Here is an 18,515-nt window from a genome sequence, read left to right as displayed (position 1 = left end):
AAGTCGGCGGGCCGCTCAGCCGGCGATCGCCTCGTAGAAGCTGAACCCGGCCAGCACCACCATCACCACCGCGGCCACCCGGCTGATCACCTTCAGCGGAACGCGCTTCATCAGCGCCTTGCCGCCCAGTACGCCGATCCCGGCCACCGCCCACAGCGCGAGCACCGCGCCCACGGCGACGGAGAGCGGATCGTCGTACCGGGCGGCCAGGTTGGCCGTCATGATCTGGGTCAGATCGCCGAACTCGGCCACCAGGATCAGCATGAAGCCGCTGCCGGCCACCCGCCAGAACGAGGTGCTCGCCGGCGTCCTCCCCTTCGCCTCCTCGCCCTCGCCGCCGTCCTCGTCGGCGTTCTTGTTGGCCTCCCGCAACAGCAGCAGCGCGCCGCCGAGGAAGAGGACGCCCACCACGGCCTGGAGCGGCCGCTGGGGCAGCAGGGTCAGCACGCTGCCGGCGGCCACCGCGAGCGCCACATGCAGGGTGAACGCGGCGGCGATGCCGGCGAAGACATAGGAGGCCCGGAAGCGGGTGCCGAGAACGAGACCGGCCAGCGCGGTCTTGTCGGGAAGCTCGGCGAGAAAGACGACGCCGAAGACCACGACGGCTGTGGAGAGACTGAACACGGTGAGTCCTCAGGAGGTTCAGGCCACCGCCCGAGGCGTTCGCGGGGAGCGCGGACCTCGGCACGGCAGCGTCCCATGACACTGTCGGCCGAAGGTCTCGCTGGCGGCGCGGCCCCATCGGGCCGTGATCCGCTCCGGGCGCCGGGCCCTGCCGCTGGTGGCGACGGGCCAGTATGTCGAACGCTCCGGCGTAGAGCTACTCCCCTTCAGTGCCTCCAGCCTACCCGCCCCGGGCTCAGGACCGACCGCCGCCCCCGAAGAGGGCGCCGGCCACCGGCAGCCGGTGCAGCGCGAGGCCCGGCAGCCCGGCGCCAGCGGCATCTCCCGTCGTGGGCGGCGGCGCGGGGACCGGGGCGGCCGGCAGGGTGTCCGCCTGCGCCGTCCCGGACTGGACCACCCCCCGGAACGGAACGGTGAAGCAGGCCACCCGGGCGCCCGCGTCGCCCGGAGTGCCGTGGTGCCCGTGCGAGGTGGCGCGCTCGTGGATCACCACGGAGCCGGCCTCGCCCTCCCGGAAGAGCCAGTTCTGCCGCGCGGTGGCGACGCCGGCGCCCTGCCCGTCGGCGGTGAGGTCGAGCCACACCTCGTTCTCGGGGTTCGCGGGGTTGGCCGCCTCGGCGCCCTCGCCCGGCCGGTTCTGGTAGTGCGGCCCCGAGTCCTCGGGGGCGTCGCCGCAGGGGTTCGTGTGTACGTGGGCGCCATAGGTGTGCCCGGGGTTGACGCCCTCGACCCGCAGTTCGACGCGGGTGCGGCCCTCGCCCAGCCACTGGAGCACCGCGATGTCGGCGCCCGCCGGCACCAGTTCCTCGTCGTAGGTGACCGCGCCCGTTCCGTTCGGCGCTCCGACCGGGGCGAACTCCCCGACGAACAGCCAGCTCTGCTCGGCCCCGGGATCGGCGGCCGGTCCGGCGGCCGCGAGCGCCGTTCCTCCGGTGCTGGCCAGGGCGGCGATCAGCGCCGCGAGGGCGCCGGTGACCAGTGATTTCATCGAAGCTCTCCTGTCGATGGACGGCCGGAACAACCGTCGATGGACGACGTCAGGGCCTCACCCTGCCGGGGTGCGCCATGAGATGCTGGACACACGCACCCGCGTGCTCCTGCCGAAGGACGGAGGCGTACGCTGTACGGCGGAACCGACATGTTCCGCGAGACGTCACCACCCATGCACCTCGCACGCCGGGACGGTCGGTTCGACCACTGGGGGAACGGGGAGAGACTTGCAGGAGACCTTGGGGATACTGCTGTACGCCCCGTGGATCTATGTGGCCGTCGTGCTCTCGATCACGCTCGACGTCTTCTTCCCCGTGCTGCCCTCCGGCGCCCTCGTGGTGACGGCCGCCGCCGTCGCCGCCAACCGCGCGGCCGAGGTCACGGCCCTTCCCGAACCCCCCTCCCCCGACGGCCCGTTGCCCCAGATCGCGCTGCTGGTGATCTGCGCCATCACGGCCTCGGTGGTCGGCGACCTGCTCGCCTACCGGCTGGCCCGGCGCGGCGGTCGGCGGTACGGCTCGGCCATAGCGCGTTCCCGCCGGCTCAGCCGCGCCCAGGAGCGGCTTGAGGACACGCTCGCGCGCGGAGGTGGTGCGCTGGTGGTGCTCGCCCGTTTCGCGCCCGCCGGGCGCGCGGTGGTGAGCCTGGGCGCCGGCGTGACCGACCGCAGGGCGCGCGACTTCCTGCCGTGGTCGACGCTGGCGGCGTTGGCCTGGACCGCCTACAGCGTCGGGATCGGCTATCTCGGCGGGCAGCTGCTGGGCGCCACCTGGCTGAGCGCCGGGCTGTCGCTGCTGGCGCTGGTCTTCGCCGGGGTGGTCGCGGCGCGGGTGCTGCGCAACCGGCCGGCGGCCGCCGTTCCGACGCCGCCCGTTCCCGAGCCGGAGATGTTGTAGGCGAGGACCTCCTCCGCCCCCTCCGCCTCCCTCGCCGAGCTGCCGGCCGACCGGGCTGCCTATGCTCTGGCCCATGGCACTGGAATGGGAACAGATAATCGTCGACTCCGCCGACCCGGTCGCCCTCGGGCGCTGGTGGGCCGAGGCTCTCGGCTGGGTTGTGGTCGACGAGACCGAGGAGATCATCGAGATCCGGCCTGAGCCGGACCGGCGGCCGGGTCTGCTCTTCGTGCCTGTCCCCGAGGGCAAGACCTCGAAGAACCGGCTCCACCCCGACTTCCGGCCCGACGACCAGGAGGCCGAGGTCGCCCGGCTGCTCTCCCTCGGTGCCCGCCGCGCCGACACCGTGGGGGACGGGCAGCACTGGGTGACTCTCCTCGACCCGGAGGGCAACGAGTTCTGCGTCCTGAGCGACCGCAGGAGCTGAGCGAGGGCCGAGCGGCCGGCCGCTGCCCGTGCGGCGGCGGGCCGGTGGCCCCGAAGCGTTGCGGCGTGACGCGGCTCAGTCGAGGCGGCCGATGCCGCCGTACCAGGAGACGTCAGCGTGGTCGGGGCGCTCGGCCTCGGGCACCTCGTCGTTGCGCCAGTCGCTCACCACCCGCACGCCGGGTTCGATGAGCGTCAGCCCGTCGAAGAACCCGGTGAACCGCTCCCTGTCGCGCAGCGTCAACGGCACGCCCTGCGCGCGGTAGGCGCGCTGCACGCCCATCGCGGCCTCCGGCGCGAGGTCGGCGGTGGCGTGCGACAGGATGAAGTGGCTGCCCGGCGCGACGGCCTCCCGCAGCACGCGGACGACGCCCTCCGGGTCCTCCTCGTCGGCCACGAAGTGCAGCACGGCGACGGCCAGCACCGCCAGCGGCTTGGACAGGTCCAACAGCCCCTTGACCTGCGGGTCCTCCAGCACCTCGGTGGGGCGGCGGATGTCGCCCTGGATGACGGCGGTGTGCGCGTCCCTGGCCAGCAGCGCGCTGCCGTGGACCAGCACGATGGGGTCGTTGTCCACATAGACCACGCGCGCGGACGGGTCGACGCGCTGCGCGACCTGGTGCACGTTCTCCGCCGTGGGCAGCCCCGAGCCGAGGTCGAGGAACTGGCGGATGCCGGTCTCCCGCACCAGGTGGCGCACCGCCCGCCCGAGGAACGCGCGGTTCTCCCGGGCGGCCGTGCGCAGCAGCGGGAAGGGGGCGAGCGCCTGCTCGGCCGCCTCGGCGTCCACCGTGTAGTGGTCCTTGCCGCCCAGCAGATAGTCGTACATCCGCGCCGAGTGCGGCTGGTCCGTCCGCAGGTCCAACGGCTCCGGCGTCCCCGACGCCTCCGACTGCTCCGACGCCTCGGACGACAGCGCCTCGCCCTGCCCACTCACCACACGGTCCTCCGGTCCTGGCTGCCTGGGGGTTCCAACTGTCCCGGCAGCGTAGCCCGTTGCCGAAAGACCGTCAGCAGCGGGCGGCATATGCCGTACGGGGACGGCAGGTTGGGAGGACGGCGGTCGGCTCAGCCGAGCCAGTCGGCGTAGCGGGTGGCGGCGAGCCGGGCGTTCGGGTTGGTGAGCACGTCGCCCCTGACGGCGGCGAACATCCCGGCGGTGGGGTCGGTGACGACGGTGCGGCCGTCGCCGGCGTGGGCCACGGTGATCCGGCCGAGCTCGTCCAGCGGGTAGATCTCGGGCCCGGCGATGTCGCGGATGCCGTTCAGCGGGGCGCCGGCGGCGACCTCCGCGACGGCACCCGCCACGTCGGCGGCCGCGATGGGCTGGATCGGCGTCGCGGGCAGCCGGACGGTGTCCCCCTCGGTGGTCCAGGACAGGACCGCGGCGACGAACTCCATGAACTGCGTCGCGCGGACGATCGAGTAGGGGATCGGCCCGGCGGCGAGGATCTCCTCCTGGAGCGCCTTGGCCCGGTAGTAGTCCAGGTCGGGCACCTGGTCGACGCCGACGATCGACAGGACGACGAAGTGCCGGGCGCCGGCCCGGTCGGCCGCCGTCAGCAGCAGGTCCATCGAGGTGCGGAAGAAGGCCGGGGAAGCCTCGTCGAACGTCGGGGAGTTGGTGAGGTTGACGACGACGTCGGCACCGGCGACGGCCTCGTCGATGCCCGTGCCCTCGATGACGTCGACGCCGGTGGACTGGGCGTGCGGCACGGCCTCGTGCCCGGCGGCGTTGAGGAGCGAGACGACCCGCGACCCGATCAGACCGGTTCCGCCGAAGACTGCGACCTTCATGAGATGCCTCTCGTCGAGTGGTGCCCGCGCTCCGTGCGGCCACGGCGGGCCGCGAACTCGGACACGATCTGTCCGCGATAATACTCGGACATCACATGTCCGAGTCAACGCGCTGGTTACAGTGACCGGGTGAAGATGTCCGGTGGGGTCGAGTGGGCGCTGCACTGCTGTGTCGTGCTCACCTCCGTCGACGGGCCGGTGCCCGCCACCCGGCTCGCGGAGCTGCACGACGTCTCGGCGAGCTATCTGGCCAAGCAGTTGCAGGCGCTCTCCCGCGCGGGCCTGGTCAGTTCGGCGCAGGGCAAGGCCGGCGGCTACGCGCTCACCCGGGAGCCCTCGGCGATCACCGTGCTCGACGTCGTCGAGGCGGTGGACGGCCCGGCGCCCGCCTTCACCTGCACGGAGATCCGGCAGCGCGGCCCGCTGGCCACCCCGGCCGAGTCCTGCACCGTGCCCTGCGCGATCACCCGCGCCATGACCACGGCGGACGCCGCCTGGCGCGCCGCGCTGCGCTCCGTCTCGATCGCCGACCTCGCCCGGGACGTTGGCGCCGACTACGGTCCAGGCGCCCTGCGGCGCATCTCCGGCTGGCTCACCGGCGCGGAGGGCTGACGGCCCCAACTCCCCGGCCGGCGCCGCCCGTTATGGCGTCCCGGGGTCGTCGAGGCCGGCCAGGTGCGCGGTGTCCCCGAAGAACGCCGGCCGCAGCCGGGTCCCGTCGCCCGCCCAGCCGGTCAGCGAGGCGTTGGGCACCCGGCTGGCCTCCGCCGGGGGCGGCGTGCCGAGCCCCGAGATCACCAGGCCCAGCGCCACCACCACCGCGTCATGGGCCACCAGCAGCGCCCGCCGCCCCGGCGCTGCGGCGGCCAGCTCGGTGAGGAAGTCCCGCACCCGCAACGTCACATCGGGGAACGACTCCCCGCCCGGCGGCCGGTACCACCACTCCCCCACCGTCGCCCGCCGCCGGGCCTCCTCCGGCGCGCGGGCCTCGATCGCCAGCGGGGTCATCAGCTCGAAAGCGCCCATCTCCCGGTCCCGCAGCCGCTCGTCCACCAGCGCCCCGGGCGCGCCGGGCCACGCCTCGGCCGCCACCTCCCAGGTCTCCCGCGCCCTGGCGTACGGCGAGCAGACCACGAGGTCGGGCCGCTCCTCCTCGGGCAGCGCGGCCAGCCGCCGCCCCAGCGCCGCCGCCTGCTCCCGCCCGCCGGCGGTCAACGGGACCCGCGCGTCGCGGTGCGCGAGGCTCTCGTCGGGCCTGGCCGCGCGGGCCGCCTCCCGGAAGACGACGTTGGAGACGCTCTCGCCGTGCCGGACGGCCAGCAGCCCGGCGAGGGGCAGCCGGGGCGGCAGGGCGTCGCTCGACTTGCGTCCGTCACTCGACATGCGTCCGTTGCTCGACATGCGTCCAGTGTCGCGCCGCACCGCCGGGAAACCAGTCAACGACCGGCTGCCGGCCGGGTTCCGGCCGGCGCGCGGCTAGCGCGGGATCAGCCCGTTCTCGTAGGCGGCGATGACCAGTTGGGTCCGGTCGCGGGCGGCCAGCTTGGCCAGGAGGTTGCCGATGTGCGTCTTGACGGTCCTGACCGAGATGGTGAGGCTCGCGGCGATCTCGTCGTTGGACAGGCCCCGGCCGACGAGGGCGAGCACCTCGGTCTCGCGTTCGGTGAGCGCGTCGAGCCGCCTCGGCGGCGCGGCGGCCGGGCGGCGGACGTAGTGCTCGACGAGCCGGGTCAGGATGGCCGGCGCGAACAGCGACTCGCCGGCGTGGGTGCGGCGGATCGCGTCGAGCAGTTGCTCCGGGGTCGCGTCCTTGAGGAGGAAGCCGCTCGCCCCGGCGCGCAGCGCGTCCTGCACATAGGCGTCGAGTTCGAACATCGTCAGCACGAGCACCCGGCAGGCCGGCAGGGCCGGGTCGCCGGTGACGGCCCGGGTCGCCTCGATGCCATCGCCGCCCGGCATCCGCAGGTCCATCAGGACCACGTCGGGGACCAGTTCGCGGGCGAGCGCGACCGCCTCGCGGCCGGTGCCGGCTTCGCCGACGGTGCGGAGGTCGGGCGTGCCGTTGATGACGATGGCGAGGCTGCGGCGCAGCAACGGCTGGTCGTCGGCGATCAGCACGCGGACGCGGCGGTCGGCGGCCGGGCCGGTCACGGGGCGGCCCGGTCCGGGATGCGCGCGGCGAGCCGGAAGCCGTCCGCCGCCGGCGCGGCGCGCACGGTGCCGCCGAGCGCGGTGAGGCGTTCGCGCAGCCCGGCCAGGCCGTGGCCGGCGCCCGGCTGCGGCTGCCAGCCCTCGGCCGGCCCCGCGTCGCGCACCTCGACGGTCAGCGCCTCGCCGTCCCGCCGGAGCGTGACGCGCGCCCTGGTGGGGCCGGCGTGCCGGACGGTGTTGTGCAGCGCCTCGCGCACCACGGCGCAGATCGCGAGCTGCACGCCCGGCGTGACCTCCCCGAGGTCGGCGAGGTCGAGGGTCGCCGCCAGCCCGGACGCGTTGGCCGCCGCGACGATCGCCGGCAGCGCGTCCAGGGTGTCGGCCGGCCGCAGCGGTGCGCTGTGCGGGGTGCGCAGCACGGCCAGCATCCGGCGCAGCTCGGTGGTCGTCTCCCGGCCGACGCGTTCGATGTCGGCCAGCGCCTCGGCCCGTTCGGCCTCGCCCTCGACGCCGGTCATCCGGCGCGCCGCCGCGGCACGGACGGTGATGAGCCCGATCCCGTGGGAGACCAGATCGTGCAGGTCGTGGGCGATGCGCAGGCGTTCGGTGCCGATGGCGCGCTCGGCGGCCCAGGCCGTCAGGTCGTCCTCGTACCGCAGGCGTTGGGCGCGGGTGCGGCGCAGCGCCCAGGTCAGGACCGAGACGGTCACCGCCGCGTTGACCAGCAGCGCGACCCACCAGCCTGTGGTCGAGTTGACTCCGAACGCGAACAGCACCAGGACGACGAGGGCCAGCACGGTCGCGACGACGAGCCGGTCGGGCGGGCGCCACCTGGGCCGTTCGTTCTCCATCCCGCGCAGTCTAGGGAGGAGCGCGGCGCCGGGCATCGGCCCCGGGTCCGAGGGACCGGGGACGGAGCCGTCGCGGCGAGACCGGTCCCCGGCCCGATGACGGGCCGGCGCAGCCCGGCTGCCATGGGGACATGCTCTCCTTCGACGGCGTGACCAAGCGTCACGGCCACCGCACCGTCCTGACGGACGTCACGTTCCGGGCGCTTCCCGGCCGGGTGACCGCGTTCCTCGGCCCCAACGGCGCCGGCAAGTCCTCGGCGCTGCGCATCCTGCTCGGCCTGGACCGCGCCTCGTCCGGCGCCGCCCTGGTCAACGGTCGGCGGTACCGCGACCTGCGCACGCCGCTGCGCACCGTCGGGGCGCTGCTGGAGGGCTCGGGGGCGCACCCGTCCCGGACCGCGCGGGCGCATCTGGCCTGGGTGGCGCGGAGCAACGGCATCCCCGGGCGCCGGGTGGACGAGGTGCTGGAACGGGTGGGGCTCGCGGCGGCCGGCCGCAGCCGGGTACGGCGGTTCTCGCTGGGGATGGGGCAACGGCTGGGGCTGGCGGCCGCGTTGCTGGGCGAGCCGGAGGTGCTGGTGTTGGACGAGCCGGCCAACGGTCTCGACCCGGCGGGCCTGCGCTGGCTGCGGGAGCTGCTGCGCGGGCACGCGGACGGCGGCGGGACGGTGCTGCTGTCCAGCCACCAGATCGGCGAGGTCGCCTCGGTCGCCGACGATCTCGCGGTCATCGCGGGCGGGCGCGTCCTCGCGCACGGGTCGCTGGCGCGGCTGACGGCCGGCCATGACTCGTTGGAGGGCGCGTACTTCGCGTGGACGGGCGGGGCCGAACAACGGCCGGGCGGGGGCGCGGGGCCGTTGGGGGGCGCGGGGAGATCGGGGAACGCGGGGCGGTCGGGGGGCGCGCGATGAGGCCGGCGGGCGCGACGGGGTGGACGCGCGCCGGGGTGGCGCTGCGGCGCGCGGTCGGCGGCGAGTTCCTCAAGGCCGCCAGGCTGCCGGCCACCTGGGCGGTGCTGGCCCTGACGTGCCTCGGCTCGCTCGGCGTCGTCCTGATGGCCGCGCGCCGCGAGGCGCGCCTCGGTGCCGGCGCGGCGCCGGCCGACGTCGCCTTCGACGCGGTGCCGCTGGGCACCGTCGGCGCCGTGGTGCTCGGCATCCTCGCTGTCAGCGGCGAGTACCGGACCAACAGCCCCGAGTCGGGCGGCGGGCGGCAGCTCACCACGACCCTGGTCGCGATGCCGCGCAGGATGACCGTGCTCGCCGCGAAGGCCGTCGTCCTCGTCGTGCTGGTCGCCGTCGGCGCCGCCGTCACCGTGGCCGCCTCGCTCGCGGTGGCGCGGCTGGCGCTCGGCGGCGGCGCGGCCGGCGCGGCCGGCGCCGACCAGCCGGGCACGCTCGTCGGCCGGGCGGTCGGGGTCGCGCTGTACTGGACGCTGATGGCGCTGCTCGCCCTGGCGGTCACGGTGTTCGCCCGGGGGCCGGTGCTCCCGCTGGTCTGGTTCGTCGTCAACGGCTCGGTCGTGTCGGTCTCGGCGCTGCTCGCCAAGGTGACGCCGGTGGCGCGCCTGCTGCCGGATCTCGCCGGGGTGCGGCTGTTCGCCGACGCCTCGTCCGTCGCCGTCGACGACCCGCTCGCGCCGCTGCCCGGCGGGCTGGTCATGGCCGCCTGGACGGTGGCGCTGCTCGGCGTCGCGGCCGTCGTCCTGCACCGGCGCGACGCATGAGACGCGCGCTGGCCGATGTCACGGCCGCCGAGCTGATCAAGCTCCGCAGCCTGCCGCCCGTCCTCGCGACCGCGCTCGGCACGGTGCTGGCGGCCGTCGCGCTGACCGCCGCCGCCGGGGACCTCGGTGAGACCGTCCCGTTCCTCCAGGTCGGTACGGTCCTGCTCGGCGTGCTCGCCGTCGCCGCCGACCTGCCGGCCGGGCACGCGCGCCCGGCCCTGCTCGCGGTGCCCGACCGGCGCACGCTGCTGCTCGGCAAGGGCCTCGCCTACCTGGCCGCCGGCTCGCTGACGAGCGCGGCGGCCCTGGGCGCGGGCGCGGCCACCGTGTGGTGCGGGGGCGAGGCCGCGCCCGACACGGGGCTGCTCCTGGGCGCCGGCGGCCATCTCGTGCTGATCGGGCTGCTCGGCCTGGCGGCGGCGCTGCCGCTCCGCTCGCTGGTCCGCGCGCTGGTGGCCGCGCTCGGGTTGGTCCTCCTCGCGCCGCCGCTGCTCGCCCCGCTCACCGACCATGCCCGCCTGCTGCCGGGCCCGGCCGGCGGCGCGCTCTTCCGGCTCCACGGGCCCGGGGCGGAGGCGGCGCTCGCGCCGGGAACGGGCGCGCTGGTGCTGCTCGGCTGGATCGCCGTGACGACGGCGGCGGGCGTCGCGACGTTCCTCCGCCGGGACGCCTGACGCGCCGAGAAGACGCCTGACGCGCCGAGAAGGCGTGGCCCGCCGACCCCGCGAGCTACTTCCGCAGCCGGGCGGGGGACAGCTGGTAGACGCTGTAGAACAACGGCACGCCTACCAGCATCAGGCACCAGCCCCCGGCCCCGACGGACCCAAGGTCCCCGCCGGTGAAGAAGAGGGGCACCAGGAGGAGGGCCAGAGCCGTGACGACCGTGCTCACCACCCCGTGCAGCACCCGAGCCCAGGTCGGTACCGGCGCGCTGCCGCCCCGGCTCTGGAGCCACAGCACCAGGGCGCAGGTGGACACGCTGAGGGCGCCGAGCAGCGGGGCCATCCAGTACAGATCATCCGGGGTGTTGACCACACTGAGGCCGTACGCGATGGGCAGGAACTGGGCGGCCACCACCATGACGATGGCGGCCCGGAGGGCAGCGGCGGCGCGGGCGGCGGCGGCCGGGCGGGAGGTCGAGGCCGCCGCGCGGCTGACCGTCCTGGTCGGTGGCGGGGCCGGTGGCGTGGACGGGGGCGGGACGGTGGACGCCGGCGTCGGCTGCTGCGGACGCCAGCCCGCCTGCCGGTCGACGGCAGTGGGCGGGTGGTCGTCGAACTCCGCCTCCTCGGCGGCGAGTTCGGCCAGCACGGCGGCCACCGTGGGCCGCTCGGCCGGCTCCTTGGCCAGGCAGCGGCCGATGATCTCCAACCCCGGGGCGGGGAGTCGGGTGAGATCCGGCTCCTCGTAGGCGATCCGGAAGTTGAGCGACTGGGCCGAGCCGGCGCCGAACGGGCCGGTGCCGGTGGCCGCATAGGTGAGGACGGCGCCCAACGCGAAGACGTCGGTGGCCGGAGTGACGGCGGCGCCGGTCAGCTGCTCGGGCGCCATGAACCCGGGCGTGCCCACGACGACGCCGGTGCGGGTCAGCGCGGTGGCCTCGACCGCGACGGAGATCCCGAAGTCGACCACCCGAGGGCCGTCCGGCGCGATCAGCACATTGGACGGCTTCAGGTCCCGGTGCACCAGCCCCACCGTGTGGATCGCCTCCAGCGCCTCGGCCAGCCCGGCGCCCAGGGCGCGCACCGACGCCACCGGCCACGGGCCGCGCGCCGCCACCGCCTCGTCCAGGGCGGAACCCGGGACATAGGCCGTGGCCAGCCAGGGCGTGGCCGCGTCGGGATCGGCGTCGACCAAGGCGGCGGTGAACAGCCCGGTGACCTTCCGGGCCGCCGCGACCTCGCGGGCGAACCGGGCCCGGAAGCCGGGGTCGTCGGCCAGCTCGGCCCGCACCACCTTCACCGCGACCAGCCGCCCGCCCGGCGAACGCCCCAGGAAGACCCGTCCCATCCCGCCGGCCCCCAGCCGCCCGGTGATCCGGTACCGGCCGACCCGCCGGGGATCGCCCGGCTCCAACTCCGCGACCATCGCCCCCAGTTCCCCCCGTCGCTCGCCCTCGTGGAAGCTCATGGGCGATGAACGCGTCCACCTGTGGTGGGTACAGACGGGTTCGAACCGCCGACATCCGCCTTGTAAGGGCGGCGCTCTACCACTGAGCTATGTACCCGGGGATTTCGCGGGCACAGCCTACACGGGAGCCGTTCGAAAGGGATCTCAGGCGGGCACTACCAGCCGCTTTCGGATCGTTGTGTGGATGGGAGAATGACGGCGGACTCACCTGGCACACGCGACCACGGGGAGAAGGACACGTGACAACCGGCCGAGCGGCGAGCCGACTGGCGAGGGATCTCACCGTCTCCGTGGTGCTGGCGCCGGCCACGTTGGCGGTGGTCGCGTGGGCCGCGCTGCCCGGCGCGTTCACCGGCGGCGGCACCCGGCGCTGGGGCCGGGGCCGGTCGGAGGAGTCGCGGGCCAGGGCGCAGCAGGCGAAGGACGCGGCGGCCACCGCGTTCTACGAGTTGGACACGGCGCAGCGGGATCTGCGGATCACGCTGGAGACGGTGACGGCGGCCGACGAGTCGCCCGAGGTGCGGCGGGCCGCCGCCGGGTTCGCCGCGCTGGGCGAGCAGGTGGACCGCGCCAGCCACGACTACATCACCACCCTCGACGCGCACGACCTGGACGCGGAGCAGCTGGAGCCGGGCGACGCCAACCGCGCGCAGCGGGAGTTGGCCCGGGTGACCGACGCGCTGGTGCGGGTCAGGGGCGATCTGGAGCGGTTCGAGCAGAGCCTGACGCCGCTGGTGGCGCGGGCGCAGGAGCAGCTGGCGCAGGTGGCGCCGGCGGTGGAGCGGGCCAGGCGGGCGCTGCTGGCGGCTACCGAGGCGCTGGACGGGGCGCGCGCCTCCGGCCTCGGCGCCGACGAGTTGGCCGCGCGGCTGGCCCAACTCGGCCCGGAGCTGCGCGCGTTGAACGAGGGCGCCGGCCGGCACGGGGTGCGGCCGACGATCCAGCGGGCCGAGCGGGTGCGGCGGGAGGCCGAGGCCATCGCGGCGGACGCGGCCCGGCTGCCGGAGCGGGCGGCCGAGATCGACCGCCGGCTGACCTCGCTGCGCACCCGAGCGGAGGCGATCAGCAACCGCGCGGACTCCGTCGGCCCGGTCCTCAGCGAGCTGCGGCGCCGCTTCATGGCCAACTGCTGGCAGGACCTGCAACGGGTGCCCCAGCAGGCCGAGGAGGCGGTGCGGGAGGCCGGCGAGGCGCTGGCCGCCGCTCGCTCGGAGCGGCGGGCGCAGCGGTTCGAGGCGGCGACCGCCCAGCTGGCGCGGGCGCACGAGCTGCTGGGCAGCGCGGACGAGGCGGTGTCGGCGGCCGGGGAGCGGCTGCGCCGGCTGAACGAGATCGCCGGGGACCCGTCGGGCGAGATCGAACGGACGCGGTTCGTGGTGCGGGACGCGCAGCGGCTGGCGATGCGCGGGCGCACGGTGCCCGACCCCCGGCACGCCCGCCCGCTGGACGGGGCGGTCGCCCGGCTGGAGCGGGCGGTCTCCGCGCTGGAGGAGGGCGGGCGGAACCCGGACTACTGGCACTTCCTGACCGAGCTGGAGGCGGTGCGGGAGACGGCCGGCGCGGTGGTGGAGGCGATCCGGTCGGGGCGCTGAGCGCACCGAAGACGGGCGCCCGCCGGGCGGTTCGGCCGGGCGGAGGTGGGGTACGCGGGACGGGACATTTCGGAGGTGCGCCGGGCCACGGCGGTCCGCCGGGCTTCCGGAAGCGGCACGCGTCCCCGAGGAACCCGAGGAGGAGGTCGCCATGGCGGCATCGGTGTCGTCCCTGATCGGGACGGACCCGCGCGGTGAGCCTCGACTGCCCAACGGCGGACCGTTGGGCCTGCTCAGCCGGGCCAGGCTGGAGCAGAACCGGCCGGCCGACCGGCGGCTGAACCGCTTCTACCGGATCGGCGCCGGGCTGATGGGCCTGGGCCTGGTGGTCTTCGGCGTCCTGGGCATCACGCAGAAGCTCGGCGCGTTCTCCACCGGCGACAACACGGTGTGGGGCATGAACACCAACGGCGCGCTCAGCTGGCTGTCGGTGGTGGTGGGCCTGGCCCTGGGGGTGGCGATGCTGGTGGGCGGCAACCTGGCGTCCACGTTCTGCCTGGGCCTGGGCGTGCTGTTCCTGCTGAGCGGCTTCGTCAACCTGGCGTTGATCAAGACCGACGCCAACGTCCTCAACTTCGAGATCTCCAACGTGATCTTCAGCTATGCGGCGGGCCTGCTGCTGGTGTTCATCGGCGCCTACGGCCGGGTCGCCGGCCGGCTGCCGCACGACAACCCGTACTGGCGGGCGCGCAACCCCGAGGTGGCGCGGGACGCCGAGCGGCGGGATCGGATCGTCGAGCGGCGGCGCCGGGAGATCAGCGAGGAGTGGCGGCAGGCCGACCGGCACCGGGAGCGGCGCTGGGCGCGGGACCGCCGGCGGCGTCGGGTGCTGCCGGGTCGGGCAGCGCGTCGAGCAGCGCGCGAAGAATCGACTCCCCGCAGCTGACGCCGCGTTCGTCGAGCCCGGTGACGTGTGGCGCGGTCCAGCCGCTGGTGGCCAGCTCGCCGTGGCCGGGCCGCCAGGCGGCGTCGGCGGCCAGCAGCAGGTCCCGGTCGAGCAGCGAGTCGCCGGCGGACAGCACCCGTTCGGTGCCGGCGCGGCGGGCGACCTCGGCGACGGCGGCGCTCTTGGTCAGCGGCTCCGGCACCACATAGAGCTTGCGGCCCTGGAGGGAGACGGTCCAGCCCCTGGGCGCGGCCCACTCGGCGAGGGCCTTGGGCCAGGCGTCGGGCAGCCGTTCGCGGTCCACCACCAGATAGGCGAAGAGGTCCTCGGCGACCCTGTCGCGCAGCAGCCACTCCGGGTCGGCGGTGGCGCGGACGCGACCCCTGATCGCGTCGAGCGGGGCGCACTCGGCGGCCAGCCGGCGGGTGACGGCGCGGTGCCAGTCGGGGTCGCTGACGCCGTCGACCAGCAGATGGCCGCCGTTGGCGCAGATCGCGTAGCGCGGCGCCGGTCCCGGCAGCCGCACCCGGAGGTACTGCTCGCGGGTGCGGGTGGTGGTCGGCACGAACACGGCCGCCGGGTGGGCGGCGAGCCTCGCCAGCAGGGCGGCGGCCGCCTCGGTGACGAAGGACTGCGGCCGGCCCCGGTAGGTCTCGACGGCGAGCAGCCGGGGCGCGTCGCGGTCGGCGCAGGTCAGCTCCAGGGCGTTCGCCGAGTAGATCAGGGTGCGGTCGAGGTCGCTGGCGACCAGCGTGCGGGCCGGGGTCATGCGCCGGCCCCCCTTTCGGTGGTGGAGGTGGCCGCGTGGCCGTCGGCGCCGGTGGCGCCCCTGGTGTAGCGGGGGTGGATCAACCCGACGCAGCTGTACGGGAGTTCGTCGGTCTCCTCGACGGGGACGCCGCGCTGTTCGGCGAGCAGCCTGATGTGGTCGAGGTCGGCGCCGGCGCCGCGCCGGGCCAGGATGCGCCAGGGCACCCGGCGCAGCAGGACCCGGGTGGTCTCGCCGACACCGGGCTTGACCAGGTTGATGTCGTGGATGCCGTACTCCTCGCTGATCCGTTCCACGGCCCGCCAGCCGGCCCAGGTCGGGGTGCGGTCGGCGGCCAGCAGGGCCGCCGCGTCGTCGGCGACGGCGTCGCCGACCTCGGCGAACCGGGCGGCGACCGCGTCCAGGAACGCGCCGGAGACGTCGGCGTCGGCCAGCTCGCGGTAGTGCTTGGCGCCGTGGAAGTCGTCGGGGCCGACGAGGTCGGCGCGCAGCACGGTGCGGGAGATCAGCCCGGAGACGGTCGAGTTGAGGCAGGCGGAGGGGATCAGGAAGTCGTCCCTGGTGCCGTAGGTGGTGACGCAGCCGCCGGGGTCGGCCAGCACGGCCAGGCCCGGGTCGAAGCCGGGGAACGGGGCCAGCGCCTCGGTCAGTTCGCGGGTGATCGCGCCCTTGCCGGTCCAGCCGTCGACGAAGACCACGTCGGCCGGGTCGTGGTGGGCGGCCAGCCAGCGCAGCGCGGTGGTGTCGATGCCCCGGCCGCGCACGATGGAGACGGCGTAGTGCGGCACATCCCTACCGTGGGCGTGCCGGGCCCAGCGGCGCATCAGCACGCCGACGGGGGTGCCGGCCCTGGCCAGCGAGACCAGCACCGGGGGCCGGGCGCGTTCGGCGAGGACCGCCTCGGTGACGGTGCCGACGGCGCGGGCGACGCGGGCGGCCGACGCCTCCAGCGCGCTGTGGAAGAGCCGCTGGTACTCCTCGCTCGGCTGGTACTCGACCGGCAGCGACTCGGCGTAGTGGGCGCCGCCGGACTGGATGGCCTCCTCGCGCTCCTCGCGCGGTGCCTCCAGGCGCACCTCGGAGAGGTCCTGGAGCAGCCAGCCCACCTCGTCGGCGCGGTAGGAGGAGAACGCGGGGCCGCGCAGCGGCGGCGGCAGCGGCCTGGGCGCGGGCAGCACGGCCAGCAGCACCCGGCCGGCGTGCGGCGCGAGGGTGGCCAACAGCCCGTCGGGGGCGTGGAGTTCGGGGGTGTCGCCGGCGGCGTCGGTGACCACGAGGGCCGCGTCCCAGCGCTCGCCGGCCACGTTGTAGGCGTAGCGCGGGCCGGGGTCGGCGGGGGCGTCGTGGGCGGGGAACGTCAGCCGGCTGCGGATGGCGTAGCCGGGTTCGTCCACCGGGAGGACCGGGGAGCGGGTGGTTGAGGAGAACGCCACCTCGGCGCCCTCGCCGAGCGCGGCCTGGAGCGCGCCGGCCAGCCGCAGCGGCGCGTACATCAGCTCCTCGGTGCCGAGCACGAGTATCCGCCGGGCGCCTTCCGGGACCCGCGCGGCCAGCTCGCGGCCGAGCGCGGGCAGCGCGGCGTCCAGCCGGGCGCGGTGGGCGCGGGTGAAGCCGTGCCGGCCGCCGTCGGGCACGTCGGCGGGCCAGTCCAGGGCGATCCGCGTCGCGGGCGCGGTGCGCTGCCGGGGCACGACGGGGGGCGCCTCGGGGGGCGCGGGTTCGGCGGTGGGCGTCTCCCGGGCGGCGACCAGCGCGGCGCCCCGGGCCAGCACGTCCTCGGGGAGCGCGATCAGGCCCCGGGCCAGCGCCACCACCCGCACGGTCGCGCCCAGTTCGGCCGCGAACTTGGCCAGCTCCGACCGGTCCCGTTCGGTTCTGGTGTCCACCAGCGCGGCCACCACATAGCGGTCCCTGGGCCAGCGGCGGTGCAGCGTCGCGATGGTGTTGCGGACGGTGCGGCCGGTGGACAGCTCGTCGTCGACCAGCACCAGCGGCCCGTCGCCCGCCAGCAGGCCGGGGTCGGAGGGCAGCAGCAGGTGCGAGGTGTGGTGCGAGTGCTCCTCCTCGAAGCCGCCGACCGGCGTGACCCCGGGCACCGCGCGCCGCGTCGAGTGCAGATAGCCGACGGCGTCCAGGCCGTCGGCGACGCTGTGCCCGAGCCCGGTCGCGGTCTCCGCGTAGCCCAGGACCACGGCGCGCGCCGCCTCGGGGCCCAGCTCGGCGGCGACCCGCCGCCCCAGGTCGAGCCCGGTGCCGTGCACCAGCCCTGGCCGTTGCGGAACGTGCTTGCCCAGCACCCGGGAGACCAGCAGATGCGCCCGGCGCGGGTTGCGCCGCAGGGCCAAACCCAGCAGTTCCCGCGTCCCCTCGCCCTCCAGGCGCACGCCCAGCGCGCGGGTGACCCAGTCACCCGACCATATGGGGCCCGTCACGCGTTCCCCGCAGCCAGCAGATCCACGAAGTCCACTCCGTCCCTGGCGACGCCGAACACCTCGGCGCGCAGCATGGTCCTCTCGGCCCAGGCGCGGTGCGGCTTCACCTCGTTCATCTTGTTGGTGTAGGCGGACCGCAGCACGCCGCCGCCGCTGGCCTCCGGCCGGAGGATGTCGGCGGCGTCGCTGAACTCCTCGTGGCTGACGACCGACAGCGCGTGCACCGGCGCCACGTGCGAGGGGTGGATGCAGGTCTTGCCCATCAGCCCGTTGGCGCGGTCCAGTTCGATCTCGCGCAGCAGCCCGTCCATGTCGTGCTCGATCAGCCGGGCGCGCAGCGCCTCCGCCCGGCCGCTGAACGGGGTGTTGCGCAGCTGCGGCTTGAACAGCCGCTCCTGGGTGCGGAAGTACTCCCAGACCGGTCCTGTCACCACGCACCCCGAACCGTCGGCGCGGCCCAGCACGTTGACCACGTCGGCGATCACCGAGGCGACCAGGCCCACGTCGTAGGCCGTCATCTCCGGGGTGCGGCGCAGCCCGTAGGCGGAGCAGAAGTCCGTCACGCCCAGCCGCACGGCCGGGATGCGCTCCCGGTGCTTCTCGACCAGCGCCGCCACCGCGCGCAGCCCCTCGTAGCGGCTCTCCAGATGCAGCAGCTCGGGCGACTCCAGCACCGGCATCACCAGCAGCCGCCGCCCGCAGAGGATCTCGGCGGCGACGGCGGCGTCCAGGAACGCGGCGCCCGAGGCCGGGGTGAACTTGGGCAGCACGAAGCCGGTCAGCAGGGCGACGTACGGGCCGAGCCGGCGCGTCAGGTCCAGCACCTGGTCCGGCTCCCGCACCCGCACGAAGAGCAGCGGCAGCGCCGACGGCTCCGAGCCGTCGGCCAGCAGCCGGAACTGCCGCACCAGGTTCTCCTCGGCCGCGCCCACCTCGGCGTCGCTGATGGAGTCCTCCAGGCAGAGCACCATGGACACCACCCCGGCCCTGGCCTGCTTGCGCACGTCCTCGGCGAGCCGGGGGCGGGTGGCGGGCGCGTAGAGCGTCGCGCCCAGCGCGTAACCGACCGTCCGCACCGGCGAGTCGGGGCCGAACTCGGCCGGCTCCCGATGGAACAAGGCGCGACGTCGCGCGGCCGACAGATGCCCGAAGTGCCGCATGATGCCCCCGATCTCCCCCACCCTCCGGCCGTCTGGCTGACGTCACCGGTTTCGGGCCATCGTAAGCTCGCCATTGTTTCGGGGG

Annotated in this window: 18 protein-coding genes, 1 tRNA gene and 1 pseudogene; 8 read left to right on the top strand and 12 right to left on the bottom strand. The window is 75.3% G+C overall.

The features are described from left to right. Window positions 1-15 precede the first annotated feature (15 nt). Together FH609_RS02245 and FH609_RS02240 are read right to left on the bottom strand one after the other, a co-directional pair. Window positions 16-624, bottom strand: coding sequence for a TMEM165/GDT1 family protein (locus tag FH609_RS02245; RefSeq protein WP_139665509.1), 609 nt, complete (start codon window positions 622-624; stop codon window positions 16-18). Window positions 625-859: 235 nt separating this feature from the next. Further along, the gene (locus FH609_RS02240) at window positions 860-1,612 is read right to left on the bottom strand and encodes a superoxide dismutase family protein (protein ID WP_139665510.1); all 753 of its coding nucleotides are present in this window, start codon (window positions 1,610-1,612) and stop codon (window positions 860-862) included. Between the two features lie 229 nt (window positions 1,613-1,841). On the opposite strand from FH609_RS02240, the gene FH609_RS02235 reads away from it, so the two are divergent. Beyond that, window positions 1,842-2,510, top strand: a complete 669-nt coding sequence (locus tag FH609_RS02235; RefSeq protein WP_139665511.1) for a DedA family protein — start codon at window positions 1,842-1,844, stop codon at window positions 2,508-2,510. A 73-nt stretch (window positions 2,511-2,583) separates the two neighbouring features. Continuing rightward, window positions 2,584-2,937: a VOC family protein gene (locus FH609_RS02230; protein ID WP_226961325.1), complete on the top strand. Its 354-nt coding sequence runs from the start codon at window positions 2,584-2,586 to the stop codon at window positions 2,935-2,937. A gap of 75 nt (window positions 2,938-3,012) precedes the next feature. On the opposite strand, the gene FH609_RS02225 is transcribed toward FH609_RS02230, so the two are convergent. Both FH609_RS02225 and FH609_RS02220 read right to left on the bottom strand, forming a co-directional pair. Beyond that, window positions 3,013-3,873, bottom strand: coding sequence for an SAM-dependent methyltransferase (locus FH609_RS02225; protein ID WP_226961324.1), 861 nt, complete (start codon window positions 3,871-3,873; stop codon window positions 3,013-3,015). 131 nt (window positions 3,874-4,004) lie between these two features. After that, on the bottom strand, window positions 4,005-4,733 hold the full coding sequence (locus tag FH609_RS02220) for an SDR family oxidoreductase (RefSeq protein WP_139665514.1): 729 nt from the start codon (window positions 4,731-4,733) through the stop codon (window positions 4,005-4,007). A 135-nt stretch (window positions 4,734-4,868) separates the two neighbouring features. Here FH609_RS02220 and FH609_RS02215 point away from each other — a divergent pair, with 135 nt between their 5' ends. Then, on the top strand, window positions 4,869-5,345 hold the full coding sequence (locus FH609_RS02215) for an RrF2 family transcriptional regulator (RefSeq protein ID WP_139665882.1): 477 nt from the start codon (window positions 4,869-4,871) through the stop codon (window positions 5,343-5,345). 30 nt (window positions 5,346-5,375) lie between these two features. Here the strand turns inward: FH609_RS02215 and FH609_RS02210 are convergent, their stop codons facing one another. The 3 genes from FH609_RS02210 to FH609_RS02200 form a co-directional block, all read right to left on the bottom strand. Beyond that, the gene (locus FH609_RS02210; protein ID WP_139665515.1) at window positions 5,376-6,116 is read right to left on the bottom strand and encodes a histidine phosphatase family protein; all 741 of its coding nucleotides are present in this window, start codon (window positions 6,114-6,116) and stop codon (window positions 5,376-5,378) included. Window positions 6,117-6,209: 93 nt separating this feature from the next. After that, on the bottom strand, window positions 6,210-6,884 hold the full coding sequence (locus FH609_RS02205; RefSeq protein WP_139665516.1) for a response regulator: 675 nt from the start codon (window positions 6,882-6,884) through the stop codon (window positions 6,210-6,212). Beyond that, window positions 6,881-7,735 (bottom strand): sensor histidine kinase, encoded by an 855-nt coding sequence (locus FH609_RS02200; protein ID WP_139665517.1) that lies wholly within the window; start codon window positions 7,733-7,735, stop codon window positions 6,881-6,883. Before FH609_RS02200 ends, FH609_RS02205 begins: the two co-directional genes overlap by 4 nt. 131 nt (window positions 7,736-7,866) lie before the next feature. Between FH609_RS02200 and FH609_RS02195 the strand changes: the two genes are divergently transcribed. The 3 genes from FH609_RS02195 to FH609_RS02185 are packed head-to-tail and all read left to right on the top strand — an operon-like array spanning window position 7,867 to window position 10,135. After that, on the top strand, window positions 7,867-8,646 hold the full coding sequence (locus FH609_RS02195; RefSeq protein ID WP_139665518.1) for an ABC transporter ATP-binding protein: 780 nt from the start codon (window positions 7,867-7,869) through the stop codon (window positions 8,644-8,646). Further along, complete coding sequence (locus FH609_RS02190; RefSeq protein WP_226961323.1) at window positions 8,643-9,461, top strand: hypothetical protein; 819 nt, start codon at window positions 8,643-8,645, stop codon at window positions 9,459-9,461. The genes FH609_RS02195 and FH609_RS02190 overlap by 4 nt, the downstream gene beginning before the upstream one ends. After that, window positions 9,458-10,135 (top strand): ABC transporter permease, encoded by a 678-nt coding sequence (locus FH609_RS02185; protein WP_139665519.1) that lies wholly within the window; start codon window positions 9,458-9,460, stop codon window positions 10,133-10,135. The genes FH609_RS02190 and FH609_RS02185 overlap by 4 nt, the downstream gene beginning before the upstream one ends. A gap of 55 nt (window positions 10,136-10,190) precedes the next feature. Here FH609_RS02185 and FH609_RS02180 read toward each other — a convergent pair whose 3' ends face one another. After that, window positions 10,191-11,591 (bottom strand): serine/threonine-protein kinase, encoded by a 1,401-nt coding sequence (locus tag FH609_RS02180; RefSeq protein WP_139665520.1) that lies wholly within the window; start codon window positions 11,589-11,591, stop codon window positions 10,191-10,193. Between the two features lie 22 nt (window positions 11,592-11,613). Continuing rightward, a tRNA-Val gene (locus FH609_RS02175) sits at window positions 11,614-11,688 on the bottom strand. A 142-nt stretch (window positions 11,689-11,830) separates the two neighbouring features. Between FH609_RS02175 and FH609_RS02170 the strand changes: the two genes are divergently transcribed. Further along, entirely contained in the window at window positions 11,831-13,183 is a 1,353-nt protein-coding gene (locus tag FH609_RS02170) for a hypothetical protein (RefSeq protein ID WP_139665521.1), read from the top strand. Between the two features lie 151 nt (window positions 13,184-13,334). After that, a pseudogene (locus FH609_RS31350) lies at window positions 13,335-13,760 on the top strand (DUF4383 domain-containing protein); the annotation flags it as partial. A 178-nt stretch (window positions 13,761-13,938) separates the two neighbouring features. Here the strand turns inward: FH609_RS31350 and FH609_RS02160 are convergent. From FH609_RS02160 to FH609_RS02150, 3 genes are read right to left on the bottom strand one after another with little or no spacing between them, the layout of a single operon-like run. After that, window positions 13,939-14,838, bottom strand: a complete 900-nt coding sequence (locus FH609_RS02160) for an HAD family hydrolase (protein WP_139665523.1) — start codon at window positions 14,836-14,838, stop codon at window positions 13,939-13,941. Beyond that, window positions 14,835-17,270 (bottom strand): phosphoribosyltransferase, encoded by a 2,436-nt coding sequence (locus FH609_RS02155; protein WP_226961322.1) that lies wholly within the window; start codon window positions 17,268-17,270, stop codon window positions 14,835-14,837. Before FH609_RS02155 ends, FH609_RS02160 begins: the two co-directional genes overlap by 4 nt. Then, complete coding sequence (locus tag FH609_RS02150; RefSeq protein WP_139665524.1) at window positions 17,267-18,430, bottom strand: HpcH/HpaI aldolase/citrate lyase family protein; 1,164 nt, start codon at window positions 18,428-18,430, stop codon at window positions 17,267-17,269. Before FH609_RS02150 ends, FH609_RS02155 begins: the two co-directional genes overlap by 4 nt. Window positions 18,431-18,515 lie beyond the last annotated feature (85 nt).

The sequence above is a fragment of the Streptomyces sp. 3MP-14 genome (genome assembly GCF_006334905.2).
Taxonomy (GTDB): domain Bacteria; phylum Actinomycetota; class Actinomycetes; order Streptomycetales; family Streptomycetaceae; genus Streptomyces; species Streptomyces triticirhizae.
The sequence above is the reverse complement of the archived record's forward strand: the minus strand, read 5'-3'. Positions and strand labels throughout refer to the sequence as shown.